The organism is Pseudomonas shirazensis (assembly GCF_050496565.1).
In the GTDB taxonomy this organism is placed as follows: Bacteria; Pseudomonadota; Gammaproteobacteria; order Pseudomonadales; family Pseudomonadaceae; genus Aquipseudomonas; species Aquipseudomonas shirazensis_A.
The window spans coordinates 122,202-143,133 of record NZ_JBNWAE010000009.1; the positions used below are offsets into that span (position 1 = coordinate 122,202).

General features: G+C 63.1%; 16 protein-coding genes and 1 pseudogene. 5 read left to right on the forward strand and 12 right to left on the reverse strand.

The genetic code is table 11. The features are described from left to right. Positions 1 to 100 precede the first annotated feature (100 nt). The 3 genes from ACQZ2L_RS14990 to ACQZ2L_RS15000 all read left to right on the forward strand — a co-directional run bounded on the left by ACQZ2L_RS14990 (position 101) and on the right by ACQZ2L_RS15000 (position 4,190). Complete coding sequence (locus ACQZ2L_RS14990) at positions 101 to 2,794, forward strand: putative bifunctional diguanylate cyclase/phosphodiesterase (RefSeq protein ID WP_430326782.1); 2,694 nt, start codon at positions 101 to 103, stop codon at positions 2,792 to 2,794. A gap of 97 nt (positions 2,795 to 2,891) precedes the next feature. Continuing rightward, positions 2,892 to 3,557 (forward strand): peptide-methionine (S)-S-oxide reductase MsrA, encoded by a 666-nt coding sequence (gene msrA / locus ACQZ2L_RS14995; RefSeq protein ID WP_430326783.1) that lies wholly within the window; start codon positions 2,892 to 2,894, stop codon positions 3,555 to 3,557. A gap of 9 nt (positions 3,558 to 3,566) precedes the next feature. Further along, the gene (locus tag ACQZ2L_RS15000; RefSeq protein WP_430326784.1) at positions 3,567 to 4,190 is read left to right on the forward strand and encodes a glutathione S-transferase; all 624 of its coding nucleotides are present in this window, start codon (positions 3,567 to 3,569) and stop codon (positions 4,188 to 4,190) included. Positions 4,191 to 4,296: 106 nt separating this feature from the next. On the opposite strand, the gene creD is transcribed toward ACQZ2L_RS15000, so the two are convergent. From creD to ACQZ2L_RS15020, 4 genes and pseudogenes are all read right to left on the reverse strand, one after another. Next, complete coding sequence (gene creD / locus ACQZ2L_RS15005; protein WP_430326785.1) at positions 4,297 to 5,625, reverse strand: cell envelope integrity protein CreD; 1,329 nt, start codon at positions 5,623 to 5,625, stop codon at positions 4,297 to 4,299. A gap of 262 nt (positions 5,626 to 5,887) precedes the next feature. After that, positions 5,888 to 7,315, reverse strand: a pseudogene (gene creC, locus ACQZ2L_RS15010) (two-component system sensor histidine kinase CreC); the annotation flags it as partial. After that, entirely contained in the window at positions 7,315 to 7,995 is a 681-nt protein-coding gene (gene creB, locus ACQZ2L_RS15015; protein WP_430326786.1) for a two-component system response regulator CreB, read from the reverse strand. The gene creB and the pseudogene creC, both read right to left, overlap by 1 nt. 110 nt (positions 7,996 to 8,105) lie before the next feature. Continuing rightward, complete coding sequence (locus ACQZ2L_RS15020) at positions 8,106 to 8,612, reverse strand: ATP-dependent zinc protease family protein (protein ID WP_430326787.1); 507 nt, start codon at positions 8,610 to 8,612, stop codon at positions 8,106 to 8,108. A 182-nt stretch (positions 8,613 to 8,794) separates the two neighbouring features. Here ACQZ2L_RS15020 and ACQZ2L_RS15025 point away from each other — a divergent pair, with 182 nt between their 5' ends. After that, the gene (locus ACQZ2L_RS15025; RefSeq protein WP_430326788.1) at positions 8,795 to 9,682 is read left to right on the forward strand and encodes an acyltransferase; all 888 of its coding nucleotides are present in this window, start codon (positions 8,795 to 8,797) and stop codon (positions 9,680 to 9,682) included. A gap of 30 nt (positions 9,683 to 9,712) precedes the next feature. Here ACQZ2L_RS15025 and ACQZ2L_RS15030 read toward each other — a convergent pair whose 3' ends face one another. The 8 genes from ACQZ2L_RS15030 to glyA all read right to left on the reverse strand — a co-directional run bounded on the left by ACQZ2L_RS15030 (position 9,713) and on the right by glyA (position 19,436). Next, positions 9,713 to 10,288 carry a DUF2780 domain-containing protein gene (locus tag ACQZ2L_RS15030; protein ID WP_430326789.1) on the reverse strand — a complete coding sequence of 192 codons (576 nt, stop codon included), beginning with the start codon at positions 10,286 to 10,288 and terminating at the stop codon, positions 9,713 to 9,715. Between the two features lie 206 nt (positions 10,289 to 10,494). Continuing rightward, on the reverse strand, positions 10,495 to 11,694 hold the full coding sequence (fdhA, locus tag ACQZ2L_RS15035) for a formaldehyde dehydrogenase, glutathione-independent (protein WP_430326790.1): 1,200 nt from the start codon (positions 11,692 to 11,694) through the stop codon (positions 10,495 to 10,497). 278 nt (positions 11,695 to 11,972) lie between these two features. Further along, positions 11,973 to 12,830, reverse strand: a complete 858-nt coding sequence (gene purU / locus ACQZ2L_RS15040; RefSeq protein WP_103435252.1) for a formyltetrahydrofolate deformylase — start codon at positions 12,828 to 12,830, stop codon at positions 11,973 to 11,975. A 10-nt stretch (positions 12,831 to 12,840) separates the two neighbouring features. Continuing rightward, positions 12,841 to 13,473 (reverse strand): sarcosine oxidase subunit gamma, encoded by a 633-nt coding sequence (locus ACQZ2L_RS15045; RefSeq protein WP_430326791.1) that lies wholly within the window; start codon positions 13,471 to 13,473, stop codon positions 12,841 to 12,843. Positions 13,474 to 13,554: 81 nt separating this feature from the next. After that, positions 13,555 to 16,569 (reverse strand): sarcosine oxidase subunit alpha, encoded by a 3,015-nt coding sequence (locus tag ACQZ2L_RS15050; RefSeq protein ID WP_430326792.1) that lies wholly within the window; start codon positions 16,567 to 16,569, stop codon positions 13,555 to 13,557. Further along, positions 16,566 to 16,901 carry a sarcosine oxidase subunit delta gene (locus ACQZ2L_RS15055; RefSeq protein ID WP_101322467.1) on the reverse strand — a complete coding sequence of 112 codons (336 nt, stop codon included), beginning with the start codon at positions 16,899 to 16,901 and terminating at the stop codon, positions 16,566 to 16,568. Before ACQZ2L_RS15055 ends, ACQZ2L_RS15050 begins: the two co-directional genes overlap by 4 nt. A 15-nt stretch (positions 16,902 to 16,916) precedes the next feature. After that, positions 16,917 to 18,167, reverse strand: coding sequence for a sarcosine oxidase subunit beta family protein (locus ACQZ2L_RS15060; RefSeq protein WP_101322468.1), 1,251 nt, complete (start codon positions 18,165 to 18,167; stop codon positions 16,917 to 16,919). A gap of 15 nt (positions 18,168 to 18,182) precedes the next feature. Beyond that, positions 18,183 to 19,436, reverse strand: coding sequence for a serine hydroxymethyltransferase (glyA, locus tag ACQZ2L_RS15065; protein ID WP_101322469.1), 1,254 nt, complete (start codon positions 19,434 to 19,436; stop codon positions 18,183 to 18,185). Positions 19,437 to 19,729: 293 nt separating this feature from the next. Here glyA and ACQZ2L_RS15070 point away from each other — a divergent pair, with 293 nt between their 5' ends. Next, positions 19,730 to 20,779, forward strand: coding sequence for a low specificity L-threonine aldolase (locus ACQZ2L_RS15070; protein WP_181108049.1), 1,050 nt, complete (start codon positions 19,730 to 19,732; stop codon positions 20,777 to 20,779). Positions 20,780 to 20,932: the final 153 nt, after the last annotated feature.

The following is a 20,932-nucleotide window of genomic DNA, read 5'->3' on the forward strand; positions in this document are numbered from 1 at the left end:
AATAGCCCGACATGGCCGCTTGCCAGCCTTCGGGACATGATGCAACCTTGCCAGATGCGCTGCCTGCCAGGCCCTGTCACCCTCTTCAAGCGAGTCTTCGATGAAAAGCCAACCCGATGCCGCGACCCGAGTGGCGGCCGAGGTCGTGACCCAGCTACCCGTGCCCTCGCGGCTGGGCATGCTGCGTTTCGAAAGGCTCAACGAAGCCAACTGGGCGATGCTCTACCTGGACCCCAACTGCGACCGCCAATTCGGCCTGCCTGCCGCTGAGCTGTGCGCGTTGGTCAGCTCGCCGTATGCCAGCCTGATGGAGCCCGAAGCACGCTATCGCCTGCATGACGAGATCCAGTTGCAGCTGTCGCGCCGTGGTCATTACCGGGTGCGCTACACCCTGCACGTTGGCCCGGCGCCATTGCGTTTGCTGGAGTGCGGCGAAGTCTACAAGCAGCATGGCCGGCAGTTGCTGCGCGGGTACCTGACAGTGCTCGATGATCACGCCGAAGACAGCATCAACATGACCGCCAGCGACCTGGAAACCCGCAACAACCGCCTGCAGATCGCCCTGCAGCTGAACCAGCGCGCGCAGCAGGAACAGCTCGAGCATCTGGAGCGGGTACGGGCCCAGCAAGACTTGATTCTGCGCCTGGCGCGGCAGCGCTATAGCGCCGACAACTCGCTGCTCGAAGCCGCCGAGCTGATCACCCGCAGCGCCTGTGAAATCTACAACGTCGACTGCTCGAGCATCTGGTACCTGCATGACCAGCAGCTGGAGCCGATCATCGCTTGGTACCGGCTTGATCAGGAGCACCGCCTGCCGGCCCCAATCGACGCCAGCCAGTTTCCCGATTACATCGAAGCGCTGCATGCCAGCCGCGCCATCGACGCGCACAATGCCAGCCACGACCCGCGTACCCGCGACATGGCGCAGAGCCTGTTCCCGGCCTCCGACAACGCCATGCTCGACGCCAGTATCCGCGTCGACGGCCAGGTAGTCGGCGTGCTATGCCTGGAGCAGACCGGCATGCCGCGAGCCTGGCAGTCGGATGAAATCGCTTTTGCCGGCGAGCTCGCCGACCAGTTCGCCCAGGTCATCACCAACCACAACCGGCGTACCGCTGCCAGCGCGTTGCACCTGTTCCAGCGCGCGGTCGAGCAAAGCGCCAGCGCCTTTTTGCTGGTCAACCGCGACGGCGTGGTCGAGTACGTCAACCCAAGTTTCACCGCAATCACCCAGTACAGCACCGATGAGGTCCAAGGCCATCGCTTGTCCGAACTGCCGGCGCTGGAAAACCTCAGCGAGCTGCTGTTCGATTCGCCGTCGAGCCTGGACATGGGCAACAGCTGGCAGGGCGAATTCAAAAGCCGGCGCAAGAACCTCGAACCTTACTGGGGCCAGTTGTCGATCTCCAAGGTGTACGGCGACAACCGCGAGTTGACCCACTACATCGGCATCTACGAAGACGTCACCCAGAGCAAGCTGGCCCAGCAGCGCATCGAGCGCCTGGCCTACACCGACAACCTGACCAATCTGGGCAACCGCCCGGCGTTCATTCGCAACCTCGATGAGCGCTTCAGCCGCGACAGCGCCAGTTCGCTGTGCCTGCTGCTGGTCGACATCGACAACTTCAAGCGGATCAACGACAGCCTTGGCCACCAGACCGGCGACAAGCTGCTGGTGAGCCTGGCCCGGCGCCTGCGCAACAGCCTGACCGTCGGCGGCATCCTTGCGCGCTTTGCCAGTAACGAATTTGCCGTGCTGCTCGACCACACCAGCCTGGAGGGCGGCCAGAGCATTGCCCTGCAACTGCTGCGCACCCTCGACAAGCCGATGTTCGTCGACAACCAGCTGATCAACGTCACCGCCTCGGTCGGCCTGGCCTGCGCACCACTGCACGGCAGCGACCCGCAGACCCTGATGAAAAACGCAGGCCTGGCCCTGCACAAGGCCAAGGCCAACGGCAAGCATCAGGTACAGGTGTTCACCGAAGTGCTCAACGCCGAAGCCAGCTACAAGCTGTTCGTCGAGAACAACCTGCGACGCGCCCTGACCCAGAACGAGCTGGAGGTGTTCTACCAGCCCAAGCTGTGCCTGCGCAGCGGGCGCCTGCTCGGGCTGGAGGCGCTGCTGCGCTGGAACCACCCGGAGCGCGGCATGATCCGCCCGGATCAGTTCATCAGCGTGGCCGAAGAAACCGGGCTGATCATCCCTATCGGCAAGTGGGTGGTGCGCCAGTCGTGCCGCATGAGCCTTGAGCTGAGCGCCGCCGGTCTGGGTGATCTGCACGTGGCCATCAACCTTTCGCCCAAGCAGTTTTCCGACCCGGAGCTGGTCAGCTCGATCGGCTCGATCATCAAGGAAGAAGGCCTGCCTTCGCATTTGCTGGAACTGGAGCTGACCGAAGGCTTGCTGCTCGAGGCGACCGAAGACACCCACCGCCAACTGATCGAACTCAAGGCCTTGGGGCTGACCCTGGCGATGGACGACTTCGGTACCGGCTATTCGTCGCTGAGCTACCTGAAGAAATTCCCGATCGACATCATCAAGATCGACCGCAGCTTCATCAACGAAATCCCGGACAACCAGGACGACATGGAAATCACCTCGGCGGTGGTGGCCATGGCTCACAACCTCAAGCTCAAGGTCGTCGCCGAGGGCATCGAGACCCCTGCGCAGCTGGCCTTCCTGCGCCGCCATCGCTGTGACGTCGGCCAGGGCTACCTGTTCGACCGGCCAATCCCCGGCCGCGAACTGGTCGAGCGCCTCAAGCGCTATCCGCGTGGACCAGTGGCCTGACAGCGCGCTCAGTCTCGGGCACTATACAAGTCATTCGGGCTGCAGCAGCGCGCTGACGGCCCCTGCCTACATCTACTGAATCTACAGAGGAACGGCCATGGTCCTGCGTTCGGAAATCCTGGTGAACAAAAACGTCCTGCCTACTGCGGAACAGGCCCTGCCTGGCCGCGAGACGCCGATGAGCCTGCCCGAGATGCACTACGTCTTCAACGAGACGCCGCTGCTTGGGCCGTTCTTTCAGAACGTCGACTTCGCCATCTTTGGCCTGGGTTGCTTCTGGGGCGCCGAGCGCCGCTTCTGGCAACGCGAAGGCGTGGTCAGCACAGTGGTCGGCTATGCCGGCGGCTTCACCCCGAACCCGACCTACGAAGAGGTCTGCTCGGGCCTGACCGGCCACACCGAAGTGGTGCTGGTGGTGTTCGACAAAGACAAGGTCAGCTATCAGGAGCTACTGGCGATGTTCTGGGAGCTGCACAATCCGACCCAGGGCATGCGCCAGGGCAACGACGTCGGCACCCAGTACCGCTCGGCGATCTTCTGCACCAGCCCCGAGCAGCTCGAGCAAGCCAAGGCGAGCAAAGCGGCCTATCAGGCTGAGCTGGACAAGGCCGGCTTTGGCCCGATCACCACCGAGATCGAGCAGGCGCCAACGGTGTACTTCGCCGAGGCCTACCACCAGCAGTATCTGGCCAAGAACCCCAACGGCTACTGCGGCATCGCTGGCACCGGCGTCTGCCTGCCGCCCAGCCTGCAAGGCAACTGAGGCCAGGCCATGAGCACGATGACCCTGTTCCACTCGCCGCTGTCGCCGTTCGTGCGCAAGGTCATGGTGGTGCTGCACGAAACCGGGCAACTGCCGCGGGTACAGTTGCAGGCAGTGAATATCAGCCCGGTGGCTGGCAACGAGCAACTTAACCAGGACAACCCGATCGGCAAGATCCCGGCCCTGCGCCTGGAAGACGGCACTGTGCTGCATGACAGCCGGGTGATCTGCGAGTACCTCGACAGCCAGCACGTCGGCACCCCGCTGATCCCGCGTGAGGGCTCGGCCCGCTGGCGCCGGCTGACCCTGGCGGCGCAGGCCGATGCGATCATGGATGCGGCGGTATCGAGCCGCTACGAGAGTTTCCTGCGCCCGCAGGACAAGCGCTGGGATGGCTGGCTCAACGCGCAGAGCGAGAAGATCCGGCGCAGCCTGGCCAACCTGGAGCAGGAGCATCTGGCCGAGTTGATCTCCGGGTTCGACATGGTCGCCATCGGCGTTGCCTGCGCGCTGGGTTATCTGGACCTGCGCCAGCCTGAGTTCGGCTGGCGTGAGCGCCAGCCCGGTCTGGCGGCCTGGTACGCCGAAGTGTCGCAGCGGCCTTCGCTGCGCGCCACTGCGCCAGCTGCCTGACTGACGGCAAAAGGGGCCGCAATGCGGCCCCGCTTTCAACGCTGGCCTGGCGCAAACAGCAGGCCGATCTGCAGCGCCAGCCGGCGCCCCAGCTCACGTTCCTCCCTCATGCCGACCTCCCCACCCGCGACCAGTCCAGGCGCCGGGTCAGCACCATGAACACGCCGAGCAAGCCAAAGCACAGCAGCGAGCCCATCAACAGCGCATAGTCTTCGGCGCTGAGCAGCCCGAACAACATCGCGTAGAGCACCGCCAGCCCGCCAGCAAAGCCCAACCCGCGCCAGACACTGCGCAGCACATGGCTGAGGTAGAAGCCGATCAGCAGCACACAGGCTGACGCCGACAAACCATACGCCGGGCCAAAGCCCAGATGCTCGGACAGTGACAGCAACAGCAGGTAGAAGAACGCCAACGCCACGCCGACCAGCACGTACTGCACCGGGTGCACGCTGAGGTTTTTCAGCACTTCGAAGAGGAAGAATCCGGCAAAGGTCAGGGCAATGAACAGCAGCGCATATTTGATCGCCCGCTCGCTCTTGAGGTACTGGTCGACCGGGTCGACAAAGCTCACGCCAAAGGTGCGCTGCTTGTACTCGCTACAGTCAGCGACCGTCGCACACTGGCGCAGGGCATCTTCCAGGTTGGTGGCAAAGAACGAGGTCTGCCAGTGGGCCTTGAAGCCCTCACCGTTGATCTCGCGCCGGCTTGGCAAGTAACTGCCGACAAAGCTTGGGTGCGGCCAGTTGGCCTGCATGTCGACACTGCTGCTGCGCCCGATCGGCAGCACGTACAGCTGCCCGGTGCCTTGCAGGGCAAGCTCGAAGCCATAGCTGAACTCACGCGCCTGCTGGCCATCGAACTGCGGCAACGGCACGTGCACACCGCCGCGCATCCAGTCCAGACCGGTACCTGCAGCGAAAGGCAGGCGTTGATCGTCCAGCTGCAGCTCCAGGTTGCTCTCGATGCCGCGGATGTCGCTGATGCCGACCACCAGGAACGGCTTGTCGAAGCGGTAGTCCTCGTAGTCCTTGTCGATGCCCCAACGCTCGGGCAGCTTGAAGCGTCCGGCTATCTGGCTCTTGGCGTGGAACAGCCGCGCCTGGTAGATGCCGCGGGCACGCAGTTCGGTATCGATGTTGATGTCCGCGTCGAACGTCTCCGGCAGGAAGTACAGCTGGCCGTTGACGGTGACCGTCTCCTGTACGCTCTGGCCGTCCTTGTCGATCCAGCGCCGCTCGTACTTGCGGTATGGCACCACCAGCAGTGGGCCGGAGATCAGCTGATCGAAGCTGGAGCTCTGGGCGATGTCGGCCAGGACATTATCGCGCAGGCTCTGACGGTCTTCGATCAGGCCGCCGATCATCAGCAGCGGGATCAACAGCAGCAACATCAGCAGGGCAATCATCCCGAGCTTGAAACTCAGGGTCTTGTTCATGGGCAGGGGCTCCGTTGGCGATCGGCACAGTCTGTGCCGCGCCTGTGGAGCCAGCAGGGAGCCAATGTGGAGATTGTGTGGAGATGCTGGGGTGAGCCGCACACATCAGCTTCGCTGCCGAAACCGCCGGGCCCGCTGTGCGGGCCTTTCGCGACACGAGGCCGCTCCTACACAATCAGCGCAAGGCCCGGGTCTTGCGCGGTCCCCTGTAGGAGCGGCCTTGTGTCGCGAAAGGGCCGCAGCGCGGCCCCGGCAATTCACAGACACGCCGCAAGGGCAGCCACAACCTCACCCGCACCCCACCCTCGACGTTATCCACCGCCAGCTCGCCACCATGCAGCTGCATCACCTCAGCCACGAAATTCAGCCCCAGCCCACTGCTCTTACGCCCACTGCCTGGTCGCGGCAGCGAATAGAAGCGCTCGCTGACGCGCCCGATCGCATACTGCGGGATCGCCTCACCCTGGTTGAACAGGCTCAGCGCCACGCGCTCGCCGCCCTGCTCCAGCTCGAACAGCAACGCTCCACCCGCCGGGGTGAAATCCAGCGCGTTCTCGAGCAGGTTGGCCAATGCCTGGCGCATCAGGTACGGGTCACAACGCAACCGCACCGCCGCCGGCACCCGCTGGCGCACCTGCAAGCCAGCGCTGTCGATACGCGCTGCGTGGGCCAGCAGCAACTCGTCGACCAGCGCCGCCAGCGCCACCTCCTGCTCATCCTCCAGCGCCTGCATCTGCTCGACCTGGGCCAGGTTCAGCAAGCGTTCGATCATCTGCTGCAAGCGCCCGCTCTCGCGCTCGATATTGCTGGCAAAACGCAGCCGCTGCTCGGCGGGCATGTCGCCCTGCAGCAGCTCGGAAGCACCGCGAATCGCCGCCAGCGGGCTTTTCAGCTCGTGGGTCAGGGTATGCACATAGCGCTCGACATAGGCCTTGCCAGCAAGCTCGGTGCGCATCCGCTCGACTGCGGTGGCCAACTGTTCAAGCTCGCCGCCCTTGTAATGCGGCAACGCCGCGCGCTGGCCTGCGCTGACCGCCTGGGCGTAGTGGGTGAGCCTGCGCAGCGAGCGCGCCAGCCACCACGACAACAGCGCACCGACCAGCAGGCCAAGGATGATCAAGCCCAGGCCGAGATTGAGCAGGCGCCGCTCGGCGCGGTCGATGTACGGCTGCAGCGAGCTGTTGGGCTTGGCCACGGTGACCACGCCGATGATCTTGCCGGCATCCATGATCGGCGCCGCGACGTGCATCACCGAGGTGCTTTCGTCATCCGGGTCGCTGCGTGAAGAGCGCGCACCGTATTGCCCGTGCAAGGTCAGGTAGACATCGTTCCAACGTGAGTAATCCTTGCCCAGATCGACCCCGGCGGAGTCGAGCAGGACGATGCCATTTGCGTCGGTCACATAGATGCGATGGCTGACCTGATTCTTCGCCAGCCCCCAGATCTGCGCGCCAGGGCGACGCTGGCCGTAGGATTCAAGCAACTGCGGCAAGCGGCTTTGGCCAAGCGTGCCGGCCTTGACGTCGTCATGGAGGATCTCCGCCAGCAGGTTGGCAGTGTCGACCAGGGTTTCTTCAGACGCCTGGCGCACCACCGGGCGGATCTGCTCACGCACGGTATTGAGCAAAAAATAGCCAGCCAACCCGACAAACAGGAAGTACACCAGAAAGATGCGAATACCCAGGCGCATCAGGCGTGTTCCGGGCTGTAGCTATAGCCCAGGCCGCGGTGGGTCTGGATCGGTTCGGCGTCGGCGGCGACCTGCCGCAGCTTGGCGCGCAGGCTCTTGATATGGCTGTCGATGGTGCGCTCGTAGCCAGCGTCCCCCGCTACCCCCAGCGCGTCGAGCAACTGCTCGCGGCTGAACACCCGCTGCGGCTGCTCAAGCAGGCACTGCAGCAGGCGAAACTCGTGACGAGTCAGGGCCAGGCTGATACCGCGGTAAACGATCTGCATGCGCAGCGTGTCGACCTGAAACAGCGTTGCCACAGCGGGCGTTTCGCTGCGCGGCGCCATGCGCTTGAGGATCGCCCGCACCCGCGCCGCCACTTCCCGCGGGCTGAACGGTTTGACCACGTAGTCGTCGGCACCGATCTCAAGGCCCAGCACTCGGTCGATTTCAGCGTCACGGGCACTCAGGAACATCACCGGCACTTCGCTGAACCGGCGTAACTGGCGGCAGGTTTCAAAGCCACTGATGTCGGGCAGGCCGATATCCAGAATCACCAAGTCCGCCGGCAGCAAGCGCTGGCGCTCGACTGCAGCGCTGCCGAGCGAAACCCACTCGGTGCTGTGGCCGTCGGCCTGCAGGGCATAGATCAGGGTATCGGCAATCGCCGATTCGTCTTCGACAATAAGAATGTGGGCCACGGTCTGGCTGCAAGCCTCATACGGAAAGCTTCAAGACGAAGCGGATGGCGAGAACTTACACCGATCCGCTCGCGCTTGCAGCTTGCCGTTGGCTAACCGTGGGCGCCGTCTCAGCAGCCAGGCTGGCCTGCGGTGTATCTACGCGCCGGGTTGACCGCCGCCTTGAACTCACGCAACGCCTTGGCACCGATCAGCAGCGGGTAGTTGAAGCTGCTGCGGTCGGTCAGGTTGACCTCGACGGTGCGCTTCTCGCCGCCCAGGCACAGCTCCAGATCGACCACCGGACGCTTGGCGGCCTCAGCGGTTTCGCCCTCTTCTTCGTCTTCGTCGGCACGCGCCTTGATCTTGCTGATACGCGCCACCTTGTGCTCGTAGACCTTGCCATCGGCATCCTTGGTCGCCAGGCGGAAGCGCACCCAGTCTTCACCGTCACGGGTAAACCGCTCGATATCCTTGGCCGACAGCGAGGCGGTCAGGGCACCGGTGTCCATCTTCGCCTTCAACGTCTGGCCGCCGATTTCCGGCAGCGAGATGTACTCGTAACGGCCATACAGGGTCGGCTCGGCGGCCATGACCGGCAGGGCCAGCAAGGACAACAGGGCAAGCATCGATTTCACAGGGCAGGCTTCCTAAATACGAGACAGTGCTTAGACTGCAACAACGGGATAGGTTCGTTGCCCAAGCTTACTCAACATAATGTGAAACATTTGTCTGGCCCTGCTGATCCAGGAAGTTTGGCGTAGGCGTTTAGCGCACTTATCATTGCAACCTGCCAATTTCTTACAACAAGAGTGTTTTTATGCGTCGCCTGCTGACCGGGATCGTTACCGGCCTTTTGCTCCTGCTCAACACCGTGGTGATGATCTGCCCATTGATGGTGTTCGCCCTGCTCAAGCTGGTACTGCCCGGGCGCGGCCGCGACTACGCCTCGGCCGCCGTGATGTGGTTCGCCGAAAGCTGGTCGGCCATCGACAAGGCCATTTTTGCCCTGTGCGTGCCGACTCAGTGGGACGTGCGTGGGGTCGATACCCTGCGTACTGACACGTCCTATCTGTGCGTCAGCAACCACCAGAGCTGGGTGGACATCCCGGCGTTGATCGAAAGCCTCAACCGGCGCGTGCCGTTCTTCAAGTTCTTCCTGAAAAAAGAGCTGATCTGGGTGCCACTGCTGGGCCTGGCCTGGTGGGGTCTGGACTACCCGTTCATGAAGCGCTACAGCAAGGCATATTTGGAGAAACACCCGGAGCTCAAAGGCAAGGATCTGGAAATTACCAAGGCCGCCTGCGAGCTGTTCAAGCGCCAGCCGGTGACCGTGGTCAACTACCTCGAAGGCACCCGTTTCACTGAAGCCAAACGCCGCGAACAGCAATCGCCGTTCAAGCATCTGCTCAAGCCCAAGGCCGGCGGTGTGGCGTTTGTGCTGGCAGCGCTGGGTGAGCAGCTCGATGCGCTGCTGGACGTGACCATCGTCTACCCCGGCAACAAGGCGCCGGGCTTCTGGGACTTGCTCAACGGCAGCGTCAGCCGGGTGATTATCGACATTCAGGTGCACGAGCTGGACCCCAGCCTGTGGAATGGCGATTACGAAAATGACCCGCAGTTCCGCCAACGCGTGCAGGCCTGGGTCAATCAGCTGTGGCTGGACAAGGACCAGCGCATCGAGCAGTTGCGCGCCGAGCTGGCCTGACCCCGGCGCACTTGCCGGGGCCTATGCGGCTTAGATCGACGGTGGGGTAGCCGCCGCAGGCGAGCCCCACAGGCTACCCAGGTTCTGCAGCAGCGAGCCGGCCAGGCCTTGCTGGCCGAGGTACTGCAGGATCAACGGGGCAAACTGGCCGATCATGCCGGTATCCATACCCAGCGCCTTGAAGGCGTCATTGAGGTCGTTGCGGTTCTCGACGTTGGTGCCCAAGGCATTGTTCAGGCCCGATTGCTTGTCGCCACCGTTGCCGAGCAGGCCGCCCAAACCACCCAGACCACCGAGTGCGTTGGCCCCGGCGAGCAGATCCAGCCCAGGTACAGCCTGAGTTAGCTGGCCATAATCGGCAGTGCTGAGGTTGTTGCGGGCCAGGCCGAGCATTGCCCCAGCGCCGCCGATGGCTTGTTCGGGGGTGATGTTCAGTTGGCTGCCGAGGGTGTTGAGCAGGTTGGCCGATTCAGCGGGGGCCTGCACCTTGCCCTGTTGGGTGGGGGTCTGCATGGCCGACACGGCGTTGGCCGCGTCATTGAGGTTGAAGGCGAACGCCGGGCTTGCAGCCAGGGTCATCAGGGTTGCCAGGGTGAGCGCTTTCATCGGGGGGACCTCGTTGGCCGGAGTGGCCTGGGAAACGAGGCATTGGACTGGGGTTTTGGGGGTTTGTTCCGGGGGGGGCATTGGGGCTGCTTCGCAGCCCTTTCGCGACACAAGGCCGCTCCTACAGGGACCGCGCACGTCCAGACTACGCGGTCGTTGTAGGAGCGGCCTTGTGTCGCGAAAGGGCCGCAGAGCGGCCCCAAAATTTACGCAGCGCTAAAGGTCTTATGCGGATCGATAACGAATTTCTTCGGCACGCCAGCATCGAATTCGCCGTACCCTTCCGGCGCCTGGTCCAGGTTGATCACCTGCACGCCCACCACCTCGGCGATGTTGATCCGGTCCCACATGATCGCCTGCATCAACTGGCGGTTGTACTTCATGGTAGGGGTCTGGCCGGTGTGGAAGCTGTGCGACTTGGCCCAGCCCAGGCCAAAGCGGATGCTCAGTGCGCCGATCTTGGCCGCGGCGTCCACTGCACCCGGATCTTCGGTTACGTACAGGCCTGGGATACCGATGTTGCCGGCGACACGGGTAACCTGCATCAGCGAGTTGAGGACTGTCGCCGGCGCTTCGTGCTTGGCCCCTTCATGGCCGTGGCCGCGCGCTTCGAAACCTACCGCATCGACGGCACAGTCCACTTCCGGCTCGCCGAGGATGTCGATGATCTGTTCATGCAGCGGGGTGTCCTTGGACAGATCGACCACCTCGAAGCCCTGCGACTTGGCATGGGCCAGGCGCAGCGGGTTCAAGTCGCCGACGATTACGCAGGCAGCACCCAGCAGGCGGGCCGATGCTGCAGCGGCCAGGCCTACCGGGCCGGCGCCTGCGACGTAGACAGTACTGCCTGGGCCGACGCCGGCGGTGACTGCACCGTGGTAACCGGTGGGCAGAATGTCCGACAGGCAGGTCAGGTCACGGATCTTCTCCATGGCCTTGTCGCGATCCGGCAGTTTCAGCAGGTTGAAGTCGGCGTAGGGCACCAGCACGTACTCCGCCTGGCCGCCGGTCCAGTCACCCATGTCGACATAACCGTAGGCGCCGCCGGCACGTGCCGGGTTGACGGTCAGGCATACGCCGGTGTGCATTTCCTTGCAGGAACGGCAGCGTCCGCACGCGACGTTGAACGGCACCGAGACCAGGTCGCCGATCTTCATGCGCTCGACATCACGACCCATCTCGATGATTTCGCCGGTGATTTCATGGCCGAGGACCAGTCCCACCTGGGCGGTGGTGCGGCCACGAACCATGTGCTGGTCTGAGCCGCAGATGTTGGTGGAGACCACCTTGAGGATCACGCCGTGCTCGATTTTCTTGCCGCGTGGGTCCTGCATTTTTGGGTAGTCAATGTTTCGCACCTCGACTTTGCCGCCACCGAGATACACCACTCCACGGTTACCAGACATGCTCTTACCTCGCTTGAATTGTACTTATGCAGCGTTGGTTGAAGCGCCGCCATCCATGGGCGGCATGTACTACTGGAATGAGGGGATTGTGGGCTTGTGGGCGCTGGGGGTTGTGACTGGAAACGACAGTGGCTTGTCAGCGGGCGTCAGGTGGGATCTGAGATTGCTGGGGCCGCTGCGCGACCCTTTCGCGACACAAGGCCGCTCCTACAGGGGACCGAGTTGGCCGTAGGAGCGGCCTTGTGTCGCGAAAGGGCCGCAACGCGGCCCCAGCAATCTCAAAGCACCACCGTCCGATTGGCATTAAGAAACACCCGCCGCTCGATGTGATAACCCACCGCCCGAGCCAAGGTCAGCCCTTCGATATCGCGCCCCTTGGCAATCAGGTCTTCCGGGTAATGGCTGTGATCCACCACCTCGACGCCCTGGGCAATGATCGGCCCTTCATCAAGATCGTTGTTGATGTAATGCGCAGTGGCACCGACCATTTTCACACCCTTGTTGTAAGCCTGGTGATAAGGCTTGGCGCCCTTGAACCCCGGCAGCAACGAGTGATGGATATTGATCGCCCAGCCATCCAGACGCCGGCACAGCTCAGGCGACAGCACCTGCATGTAGCGCGCCAGGATCACCAGCTCGGCGCCACTGTCCTCGATCACCTTGAGCACCTTGCGCTCCTGCGCCGGCTTGTCGTTGGGATCGAGGGCAAAGTGGTAATAAGGGATCTTGTGCCACTGCGCCAGCGGCTCCAGATCGGGGTGGTTGGAGATCACCGCGACCACTTCCATGCCCAACTGGCCGATGCGCTGGCGATACAGCAGGTCGTTTAGGCAGTGATCGGCCTTGGACACCATGATCACCACCTTGGGGCGGTGATTGGGTGCGGTCAGCTCGAAGGTCATGCCAAACGCATCGCTGCGCTCGGCCAGGCCATCACGGAAACCCGCTTCATCGAAATCATCTGGCTGGCGGAACTCGACGCGAATGAAGAAGCGCCCCGACAGCCGATCATCGAAGGAGTGGTGCTCGGTGACATAGCAACGCTGCTCGTAGAGAAACCGCGTCACCACATCGACAGTGCCGAGCATGCTCGGGCAGTCGGCGGTGAGAATCCAGGTATCCGGTGCCCGACTCATGTGTCTCTCCTTAGGCTTCGATGCTCAGGCCGTATTCAGCCGAGGCGTCCTGCAGCCACATCCACCAGTAATCGGCGAAGCTGCGGCGAATCACCAGTTCCCAGGTGTCTTCACCGGTGCGGCGGATCACCAACTGCGACTTGGCGAACACCGTGCCGACCGCCTTGCCCACCGGGAAGTTGTTTGGATGTACATCATAGCTGGTGGATTTCATCAGCACGTCGCGCACATTGGCGCCCTGCAGCTCGAGCAGGGTCTGCCCGCCGCTGACATTGACCACCTGAATGTGCAAACCCGCCAGGGCTTCGCGCAGTTGCTGCTCGACCGCAAATTCCTGCCCGCCCGGGACGATCAGCAGCCACTCATCCGGGCCTACCCACTGCAGCGAGGTCTCGCCCTTGGCGACCACGGTCAGCGCCACCGGCAGCTCCAGGCCGAGGGCCTTGTGTACACCACTGGCAAAGGCCGGATCATGGCCGTCGCCACGCAAGGTCAGATGACCGAGCAGTTTTTTCTCGCGCAGGGTCACACCTGCGTTGTTGCGGCCCTTGCCCACCAGGCTGGCGAGGTCTGCATGGTGCAGCGGCGTCTGGGCCTTGGCCTCGGCGCCGGGGTTTTGCTGGAAGACGTTGATAGCGCTCATTGTTACCTGCCTTGAATTCTTGTGTTCAGGCGTGGCAGCGGCGCTCGGCCGCGGCCACGAGAGTTGAGCATCGGTCTGGCGTCAGACGTTCTGCCGCTCACCCTTCGGATCGAAGAACACCGAAGACACAATCTCTGCTTCGATCACGCTGCCATCGGCCTGCGGCGAATACACCCGCTCACCCATGCGCTTGAGACCACCCTTGACCACACCCATGGCAAACGAATAGCCCAGGGAGTTGGAGGCATAGCTGGAGGTGACGTGACCGACCATGTCCATTGGGATCGGCTGCTTGGGATCAAACACCAGCTGAGCGCCTTCCGGCAGCCACTGCTTGGGGTTGATCGGCTTGAGCCCGACCAGTTGCTTGCGGTCTTCGCGCAGGCAGTCTTCGCGGTTCATGCCACGCAGGCCGATCCACGAGTACGGCTTGTTGCGCCCGACACACCAGCTCATGTTGAGGTCGTCGGCGTTCATCGAGCCATCGGTATCCTGGCCAACGATGATGAAGCCCTTCTCGGCACGCAGCACGTGCATGGTCTCGGTGCCATACGGGGTCAGGTTGTACTGTTTGCCAGCGGCAACGATCTTCTCCAGCACACCCATGGCGTAGTTGGCCTGGACGTTGACTTCGTACGACAGCTCACCGGTGAACGAGATGCGGAACACCCGCGCCGGCACGCCGCCAACGGTGCCTTCCTTCCAGGTCATGAACGGGAAGGCGTCCTTGTCCAGGTCGATGTCGCTGATCTCGGCCAGCAGCTTGCGGCTGTTGGGGCCAGACAAGGTCATGGTTGCCCAGTGGTCGGTGACCGAGGTGAAGTACACCTTCAGTTCCGGCCATTCGGTCTGCAGGTACAGCTCCATCCAGCCCAGCACGCGCGCGGCGCCGCCAGTGGTGGTGGTCATGATGAAGTGATTGTCGCCGACGCAGGCGGTCACGCCGTCGTCGAAGACCATGCCGTCTTCCTTGCACATCAGGCCATAACGGGCCTTGCCCACATCGAGCTTGGTCCAGGCGTTGGTGTAGATACGGTTGAGGAACTCACGCGCATCCGGGCCCTGAATGTCGATCTTGCCCAGGGTCGAGGCGTCCAGCAGGCCGACGCTGTCGCGCACTGCCTTGCACTCACGCTCAACTGCAGCGTGGATGTCTTCACCGGGTTTAGGGAAGTACCACGGACGTTTCCACTGGCCGACATCCTCGAACTCGGCGCCGTTTTTCACGTGCCAGGAATGCAGCGCGGTGAAGCGTACCGGTTCGAACAGGTGGCCACAGTGACGACCCGCTACCGCACCGAAGGTAACCGGCGTGTAGTTGGGGCGGAACATGGTGGTGCCCATTTGCGCAATGCTGATACCCAGCGAACGGGCAGCGATGGCCAGACCGTTGATGTTGCCCAGCTTGCCCTGGTCGGTACCAAAGCCCAGCGCGGTGTAGCGCTTGACGTGCTCGACCGACTCGAAGCCTTCACGGGTCGCCAGCTCGATGCCGGCAGCGGTGACGTCGTTCTGTTGGTCAACGAACTGCTTCGGCCCACGAGTGCCTTTGTCATGCGGCACCTGGAACAACGCCAGGGTAGCCTCTTCAGTGCGCTGGACGGCTTTGGGCAGGGTCCCAACCACGGCCTTGAAGCCAGCTTCGGTAGCAGCGCGCACGCCACCTTCGAAACCATCGGCCAGGACATCACCGAGCGGGTAGACGCCATTCATGCCGCCAACGCAGACGCGTTTTTGCGGCGCATCACCCGGGACGAAACCGAGGATGTCTTCACGCCATACCGGACGCCCGCCAAGGTGCGAGGCCAGGTGGACGATCGGGCTGTAGCCGCCGGAGGTCGCGATCAGGTCGCAGGCCAGGGTTTCGCCAGGGCTGGTCACGGTGAACGCCTGGGCGTCGATGGCGGCAACCCGGGCACCGGTCACATGCTTGCTGCCAGTCGCTTCAACCACAGCACTGGAAGTGAGGATGCGAATGCCCTTGGCGCGTGCTTCTTCCACCAGCGAACCGCGTGGGTTGTGCCGCGCATCGGCGATCGCCACCACTTGCAGGCCGGCATCGTGCCAGTCCAGCGCAACGCGGTAGGCGTGGTCGTTGTTGGTCGACAGCACCAGCTTGCGCCCAGGCGCCACGCCATAGCGGCGCACGTAGGTCGATACAGCACCGGCAAGCATGTTGCCCGGCACATCGTTGTTGCCATACACCAGCGGACGCTCGTGGGCGCCAGCAGCCAGTACAACTTGCTTGGCACGCACACGGTGGACGCGATGACGGACCTGGCCAATCGGCGCGCGGTCACCGAGGTGGTCGGTCAGGCGCTCGTGAATGGTCAGGAAGTTATGGTCGTGGTAGCCGTTGACGGTAGCGCGTGGCAGTACCAGCACTTCAGCCATGCCTTGCAGCTCGGCCACGGTAGCTGCGACCCAATCAGTGGCAGGCTTGCCATCGAGGGTCTCGCGGCTGTCGAGCAGGCTGCCGCCGAACTCTTCCTGCTCATCGGCGATGATCACCCGCGCACCGCTGCGGCCAGCGGCCAGCGCTGCGGCCAGGCCGGCAGGGCCAGCACCGACGATCAGCACGTCACAGTGGTGGTTCATGTAGTCGTAGCTGTCCGGGTCGTTCTGCAGCGGCGCGCGACCGAGGCCGGCGGCTTTGCGGATGTACTTCTCGTAAGTCATCCAGAACGATTTCGGGTACATGAAGGTTTTGTAGTAGAAGCCCGGCGGCATCATGCTGCCACCGACCTTGCCGAGGATGCCCATCACGTCGTTGTTGACGTTCGGCCAGCCGTTGGTGCTGGTCGCGACCAGGCCGGCGTACAGCGGCTGCTGAGTGGCGCGCACGTTGGGGATCTGGGTGGCTTCGCTGGAACCGATCTGCAGGATCGCATTCGGCTCTTCGGTGCCGGCCGCGATGATCCCGCGAGGCCGCGAATACTTGAAGCTGCGGCCGACCACATCGACACCGTTGGCGAGCAACGCGGCTGCCAGGCTGTCACCTTCGTAACCCTGATAGGTCTTGCCGTTGAAGCTGAAATTGAGGACTTTGCCGCGGTTGACACGGCCGCCGCTGGCGAGGCGATAACTCTGGCTCATACTTTTTCCCCCAGGCCTTTGACGGTCGACGGCGCGGCGCTAGCCTTGCTGGCGGCAGTGATCTGCGGCTTCTCGCCGATCTTGTAGGTTTCCAGAATCTCGTAGGTCACGGTGTCGCGGGTGACGTTGAAATACTGACGGCAACCGGCAACGTGGTCCCACAGTTCGTGGTGAATGCCACGCGGGTTGTCGCGGAAGAACATGTAGGTGCCCCACTCCTCGTCGGAGCAAGCCGCCGGATCGAGCGGGCGGGCAATATGGGCCTGGCCTGAGGCGTGAAACTCTTCTTCGGAGCGCAGCTCGCCGCAGTGGGGACAGAAAATATGCAACATGACGATTGTCTCCGATTAGTGGGCGACGGCCGCAGCGCCGTGTTCATCGATCAGCGCACCGTTGTAGAAGCGGTCGATGGAGAATGGCGCAGCCAGTGGGTGCATTTCGCCTTTGGCCAGGCTTGCGGCAAACACGTTGCCTGAGCCTGGGGTGGCCTTGAAGCCGCCGGTGCCCCAGCCGCAGTTGAAGAACAGGTTCTTCACCGGGGTCTTGGAGATGATCGGGCAGGCGTCCGGGCAGGTGTCGACGATGCCGCCCCATTGGCGGTTCATGCGTACCCGCGAGAGGATCGGGAACATCTCGACGATCGCCTGCAGGGTATGTTCGATCACCGGATACGAACCGCGCTGGCCATAGCCAACCCAGCTGTCGATACCGGCGCCGATGACCAAGTCGCCTTTGTCCGACTGGCTGATGTAGCCGTGGACCGCGTTGGACATGATCACGCTGTCGATAATTGGCTTGATCGGCTCGGAAACCAGCGCCTGCAGCGGGTGCGACTCGAGCGGCAGACGGAAGCCGGCCAGGCGCGCCATGTGCCCGGAGTTACCGGCAGTGACCACGCCGACGCGCTTGGCGCCGATGAAGCCCTTGTTGGTCTCGACACCAATCACCGCGCCGTTTTCCTTACGGAAGCCGGTCACTTCGGTCTGTTGAATCAGGTCGACGCCCAAAGCGTCGGCAGCGCGGGCAAAGCCCCACGCCACGGCATCGTGACGGGCCACGCCGCCACGGCGCTGAACGGTTGCACCGAGGATCGGATAGCGGGTGTTTTTCGAGCAGTCCAGGTACGGGATTTCGGCCGCGACCTGGTCGGTATTGAGCAGCTCGCCGTCGACGCCATTGAGGCGGTTGGCGCTGACCCGACGCTCCGAATCACGGATGTCCTGCAGGGTGTGGCAAAGGTTGTAGACGCCGCGCTGGGAGAACATCACGTTGTAGTTGATGTCCTGCGACAGGCCTTCCCACAGTTTCATGGCGTGCTCGTAGAGCTTGGCCGACTCGTCCCACAGGTAGTTGGAGCGCACGATGGTGGTGTTACGCGCAGTGTTGCCGCCGCCCAGCCAGCCTTTTTCGACCACGGCAACGTTGGTGATGCCGTGCACCTTGGCCAGGTAGTAGGCAGTGGCCAGGCCATGCCCGCCGCCGCCCACGATCACCACGTCATAGACCTTTTTCGGGGTCGGCGTGCGCCACATGCGCTGCCAGTTTTCGTGGTGGCTGAGGGAGTGTTTGAAAAGGCCGAAGCCCGAATAGCGTTCCATTGTCTGTTACTCCACTCAGCGGTAAACCGGGAAGTCGGCGCACAGTGCGGCGACCTGCTTGGCAACGTCGGCTTCGACGTCGGCGTCGCCCAGGTTGTCGAGGACATCGCAGATCCAGCCGGCCAGTGCCACGCACTGAGCCACCTTGAAACCGCGGGTTGTGACCGCCGGGGTGCCGATGCGCAGGCCCGAGGTAACGAACGGCGACTGCGGGTCGTTGGGTACGGCGTTCTTGTTGACGGTGATGTGCGCGCGGCCCAGGGCTGCGTCAGCGTCCTTGCCGGTCAGGCCCTGACGGATCAGGCTGACCAGGAACAGGTGGTTGTCGGTACCGCCGGACACCACGTCATAACCGCGCTTGATGAACACTTCGGCCATGGCCTGGGCGTTGTCGATGACCTGCTGCTGGTACTGCTTGAAACCTGGCTCCTGCGCTTCCTTGAAGCACACTGCCTTGCCGGCGATGACGTGCATCAGCGGGCCGCCCTGGGCGCCGGGGAAGACTGCAGCGTTGAGCTTTTTCTCGATGTCCGGGTTGGCCTTGGCCAGGATCAGGCCACCACGTGGACCGCGTAGGGTCTTGTGAGTAGTGGTGGTGACCACGTCGGCATATGGCAGCGGGTTCGGGTACAGGCCAGCGGCAACCAGGCCGGCAACGTGGGCCATGTCGACGAACAGCAGCGCGCCGACCTTGTCGGCAATGGCGCGGAAGCGCGGGAAGTCGAGGGTCTTGGAGTAAGCCGAGAAGCCGGCAACGATCATCTTCGGCTGATGCTCGACCGCCAGGCGCTCGACTTCGTCGTAGTCGATCAGGCCGGTGTCGGTGTTGATGCCGTATTGCACCGCGTTGTACAGCTTGCCCGAGGACGACACCTTGGCACCATGAGTGAGGTGGCCGCCGTGGGCCAGGCTCATGCCCAGAATGGTGTCACCGGCCTGCAGCAGGGCCAGGTACACGGCGCTGTTGGCCGACGAGCCGGAGTGCGGCTGGACGTTGGCGTAGTCGGCACCGAACAATTGCTTGGCGCGCTCGATGGCCAGTGCCTCGACCTTGTCGACGTGCTCGCAACCGCCGTAGTAGCGCTTGCCCGGATAGCCTTCGGCGTATTTGTTGGTGAGGCCGCTGCCCTGGGCCTGCATCACGCGCTTGCTGGTGTAGTTTTCCGAAGCGATCAGCTCGATGTGATCTTCCTGACGTTGTTCTTCGGCATTCATCGCCGCCAGCAGCGCGTCGTCGTAACCCTGGATCTGGTCTTGCTTGCTGAACATCATGTGTCTCCCGGCAGCGATCATTTTTTGTCAGTAGGGTTCAGTGCCCCTTTGTGCCGATGGTATGACTGCGGCGGGTGGGTCAGATGCCTGCGCACGCCTTGCAATGGCGCGTTTACGACATTCGCAGTTGAGCTGTCGCGGGCGGGCATGCTTGCCAGAATCAGCCATTTGCCTGAGCCCGCGTGCTTGAGCCGCCGGCGGGCCGGGCAATTGCGCCGTGCACGGTTGTATAGGCAACCGGGTAAATGATCGTTTAGAGTGCATCTCTGCGTCGTTCACAGGACCGTGTCATGACAGATAACAGCCAGCAATTCGCCAGCGACAACTATTCCGGCATCTGCCCCGAAGCCTGGGCGGCGATGGCCAAGGCCAATCAGGGCCACGAGCGCGCCTACGGCGACGATCAGTGGACCGAGCGTGCGGCGGCGTACTTTCGCAAGATCTTCGAAACCGACTGCGAAGTGTTCTTCGCCTTCAACGGCACCGCGGCCAACTCGTTGGCCCTGGCCTCTTTGTGCCAGAGCTATCACAGCGTGATCTGTTCAGAGACTGCTCACGTCGAAACCGACGAATGCGGCGCTCCGGAGTTTTTCTCGAACGGCTCCAAGCTGCTCACCGCCCCCAGCGTCAACGGCAAGCTGACGCCTGAGTCGATCCGCGAAGTGGCGCTCAAACGCCAGGACATTCATTACCCGAAACCACGCGTGGTGACCCTCACCCAGGCCACCGAAGTCGGCACCGTGTACCGCCCCGACGAGCTCAAGGCGATCAGCGCCACCTGCAAGGAGCTGGGCCTCAACCTGCACATGGACGGCGCGCGCTTTACCAATGCCTGCTCGTTCCTCGGCTGCTCGCCCGCCGAGCTGACCTGGAAGGCCGGCGTCGACGTGCTGTGCTTCGGCGGCACCAAGAACGGCATGGCCGTGGGCGAAGCGATCCTGTTCTTCAATCGCGAGCTGGCCGAAGACTTCGACTACCGCTGCAAACAGGCCGGCCAACTGGCATCGAAGATGCGCTTCCTCTCCGCGCCCTGGGTGGGCCTGCTGGAAGACGGCGCCTGGCTGCGCCATGGCAACCACGCCAACCACTGCGCGCAGTTACTGGCCTCGCTGGTCAGCGACCTGCCGCAGGTAAAGCTGATGTTCCCGGTGGAAGCCAACGGGGTGTTCCTGCAGATGCCGGAGCCGGCGCTCGAGGCGCTGCGCAACAAGGGCTGGCGCTTCTATACCTTCATTGGCAGCGGCGGCGCACGCTTCATGTGCTCGTGGGACACCGAGCTCACGCGCGTGCGTGAGCTGGCGGCAGATATCCGCGCCGTCGTGGCAGCCACCCCCCTGTAGGAGCGGCCTTGTGTCGTGAAAGGCCCGCAACGCGGGCCCGGCGATTTGTGCACCACCACACAATGTCGGGGCCGCTACGCGCCCCTTTCGCGACACAAGGCCGCTCCTACAGCAGCGCACGTCTTAGATACGGCGGGGTCCTGTAGGAGCGGC

Excerpts from the sequence above, each read along its gene's own strand:
- ACQZ2L_RS15055 (WP_101322467.1), bottom strand. The coding sequence starts at position 16,901 with ATGTTGCATATTTTCTGTCCCCACTGCGGCGAGCTGCGCTCCGAAGAA.
- msrA (WP_430326783.1), top strand. The coding sequence starts at position 2,892 with ATGGTCCTGCGTTCGGAAATCCTGGTGAACAAAAACGTCCTGCCTACT.
- ACQZ2L_RS15060 (WP_101322468.1), bottom strand. The coding sequence starts at position 18,167 with ATGGAACGCTATTCGGGCTTCGGCCTTTTCAAACACTCCCTCAGCCAC.
- ACQZ2L_RS15070 (WP_181108049.1), top strand. The coding sequence starts at position 19,730 with ATGACAGATAACAGCCAGCAATTCGCCAGCGACAACTATTCCGGCATC.
- ACQZ2L_RS15045 (WP_430326791.1), bottom strand. The coding sequence starts at position 13,473 with ATGAGCGCTATCAACGTCTTCCAGCAAAACCCCGGCGCCGAGGCCAAG.
- purU (WP_103435252.1), bottom strand. The coding sequence starts at position 12,830 with ATGAGTCGGGCACCGGATACCTGGATTCTCACCGCCGACTGCCCGAGC.
- ACQZ2L_RS15050 (WP_430326792.1), bottom strand. The coding sequence starts at position 16,569 with ATGAGCCAGAGTTATCGCCTCGCCAGCGGCGGCCGTGTCAACCGCGGC.
- fdhA (WP_430326790.1), bottom strand. The coding sequence starts at position 11,694 with ATGTCTGGTAACCGTGGAGTGGTGTATCTCGGTGGCGGCAAAGTCGAG.
- glyA (WP_101322469.1), bottom strand. The coding sequence starts at position 19,436 with ATGTTCAGCAAGCAAGACCAGATCCAGGGTTACGACGACGCGCTGCTG.
- ACQZ2L_RS14990 (WP_430326782.1), top strand. The coding sequence starts at position 101 with ATGAAAAGCCAACCCGATGCCGCGACCCGAGTGGCGGCCGAGGTCGTG.
- ACQZ2L_RS15030 (WP_430326789.1), bottom strand. The coding sequence starts at position 10,288 with ATGAAAGCGCTCACCCTGGCAACCCTGATGACCCTGGCTGCAAGCCCG.
- ACQZ2L_RS15025 (WP_430326788.1), top strand. The coding sequence starts at position 8,795 with ATGCGTCGCCTGCTGACCGGGATCGTTACCGGCCTTTTGCTCCTGCTC.
- creD (WP_430326785.1), bottom strand. The coding sequence starts at position 5,625 with ATGAACAAGACCCTGAGTTTCAAGCTCGGGATGATTGCCCTGCTGATG.
- ACQZ2L_RS15000 (WP_430326784.1), top strand. The coding sequence starts at position 3,567 with ATGAGCACGATGACCCTGTTCCACTCGCCGCTGTCGCCGTTCGTGCGC.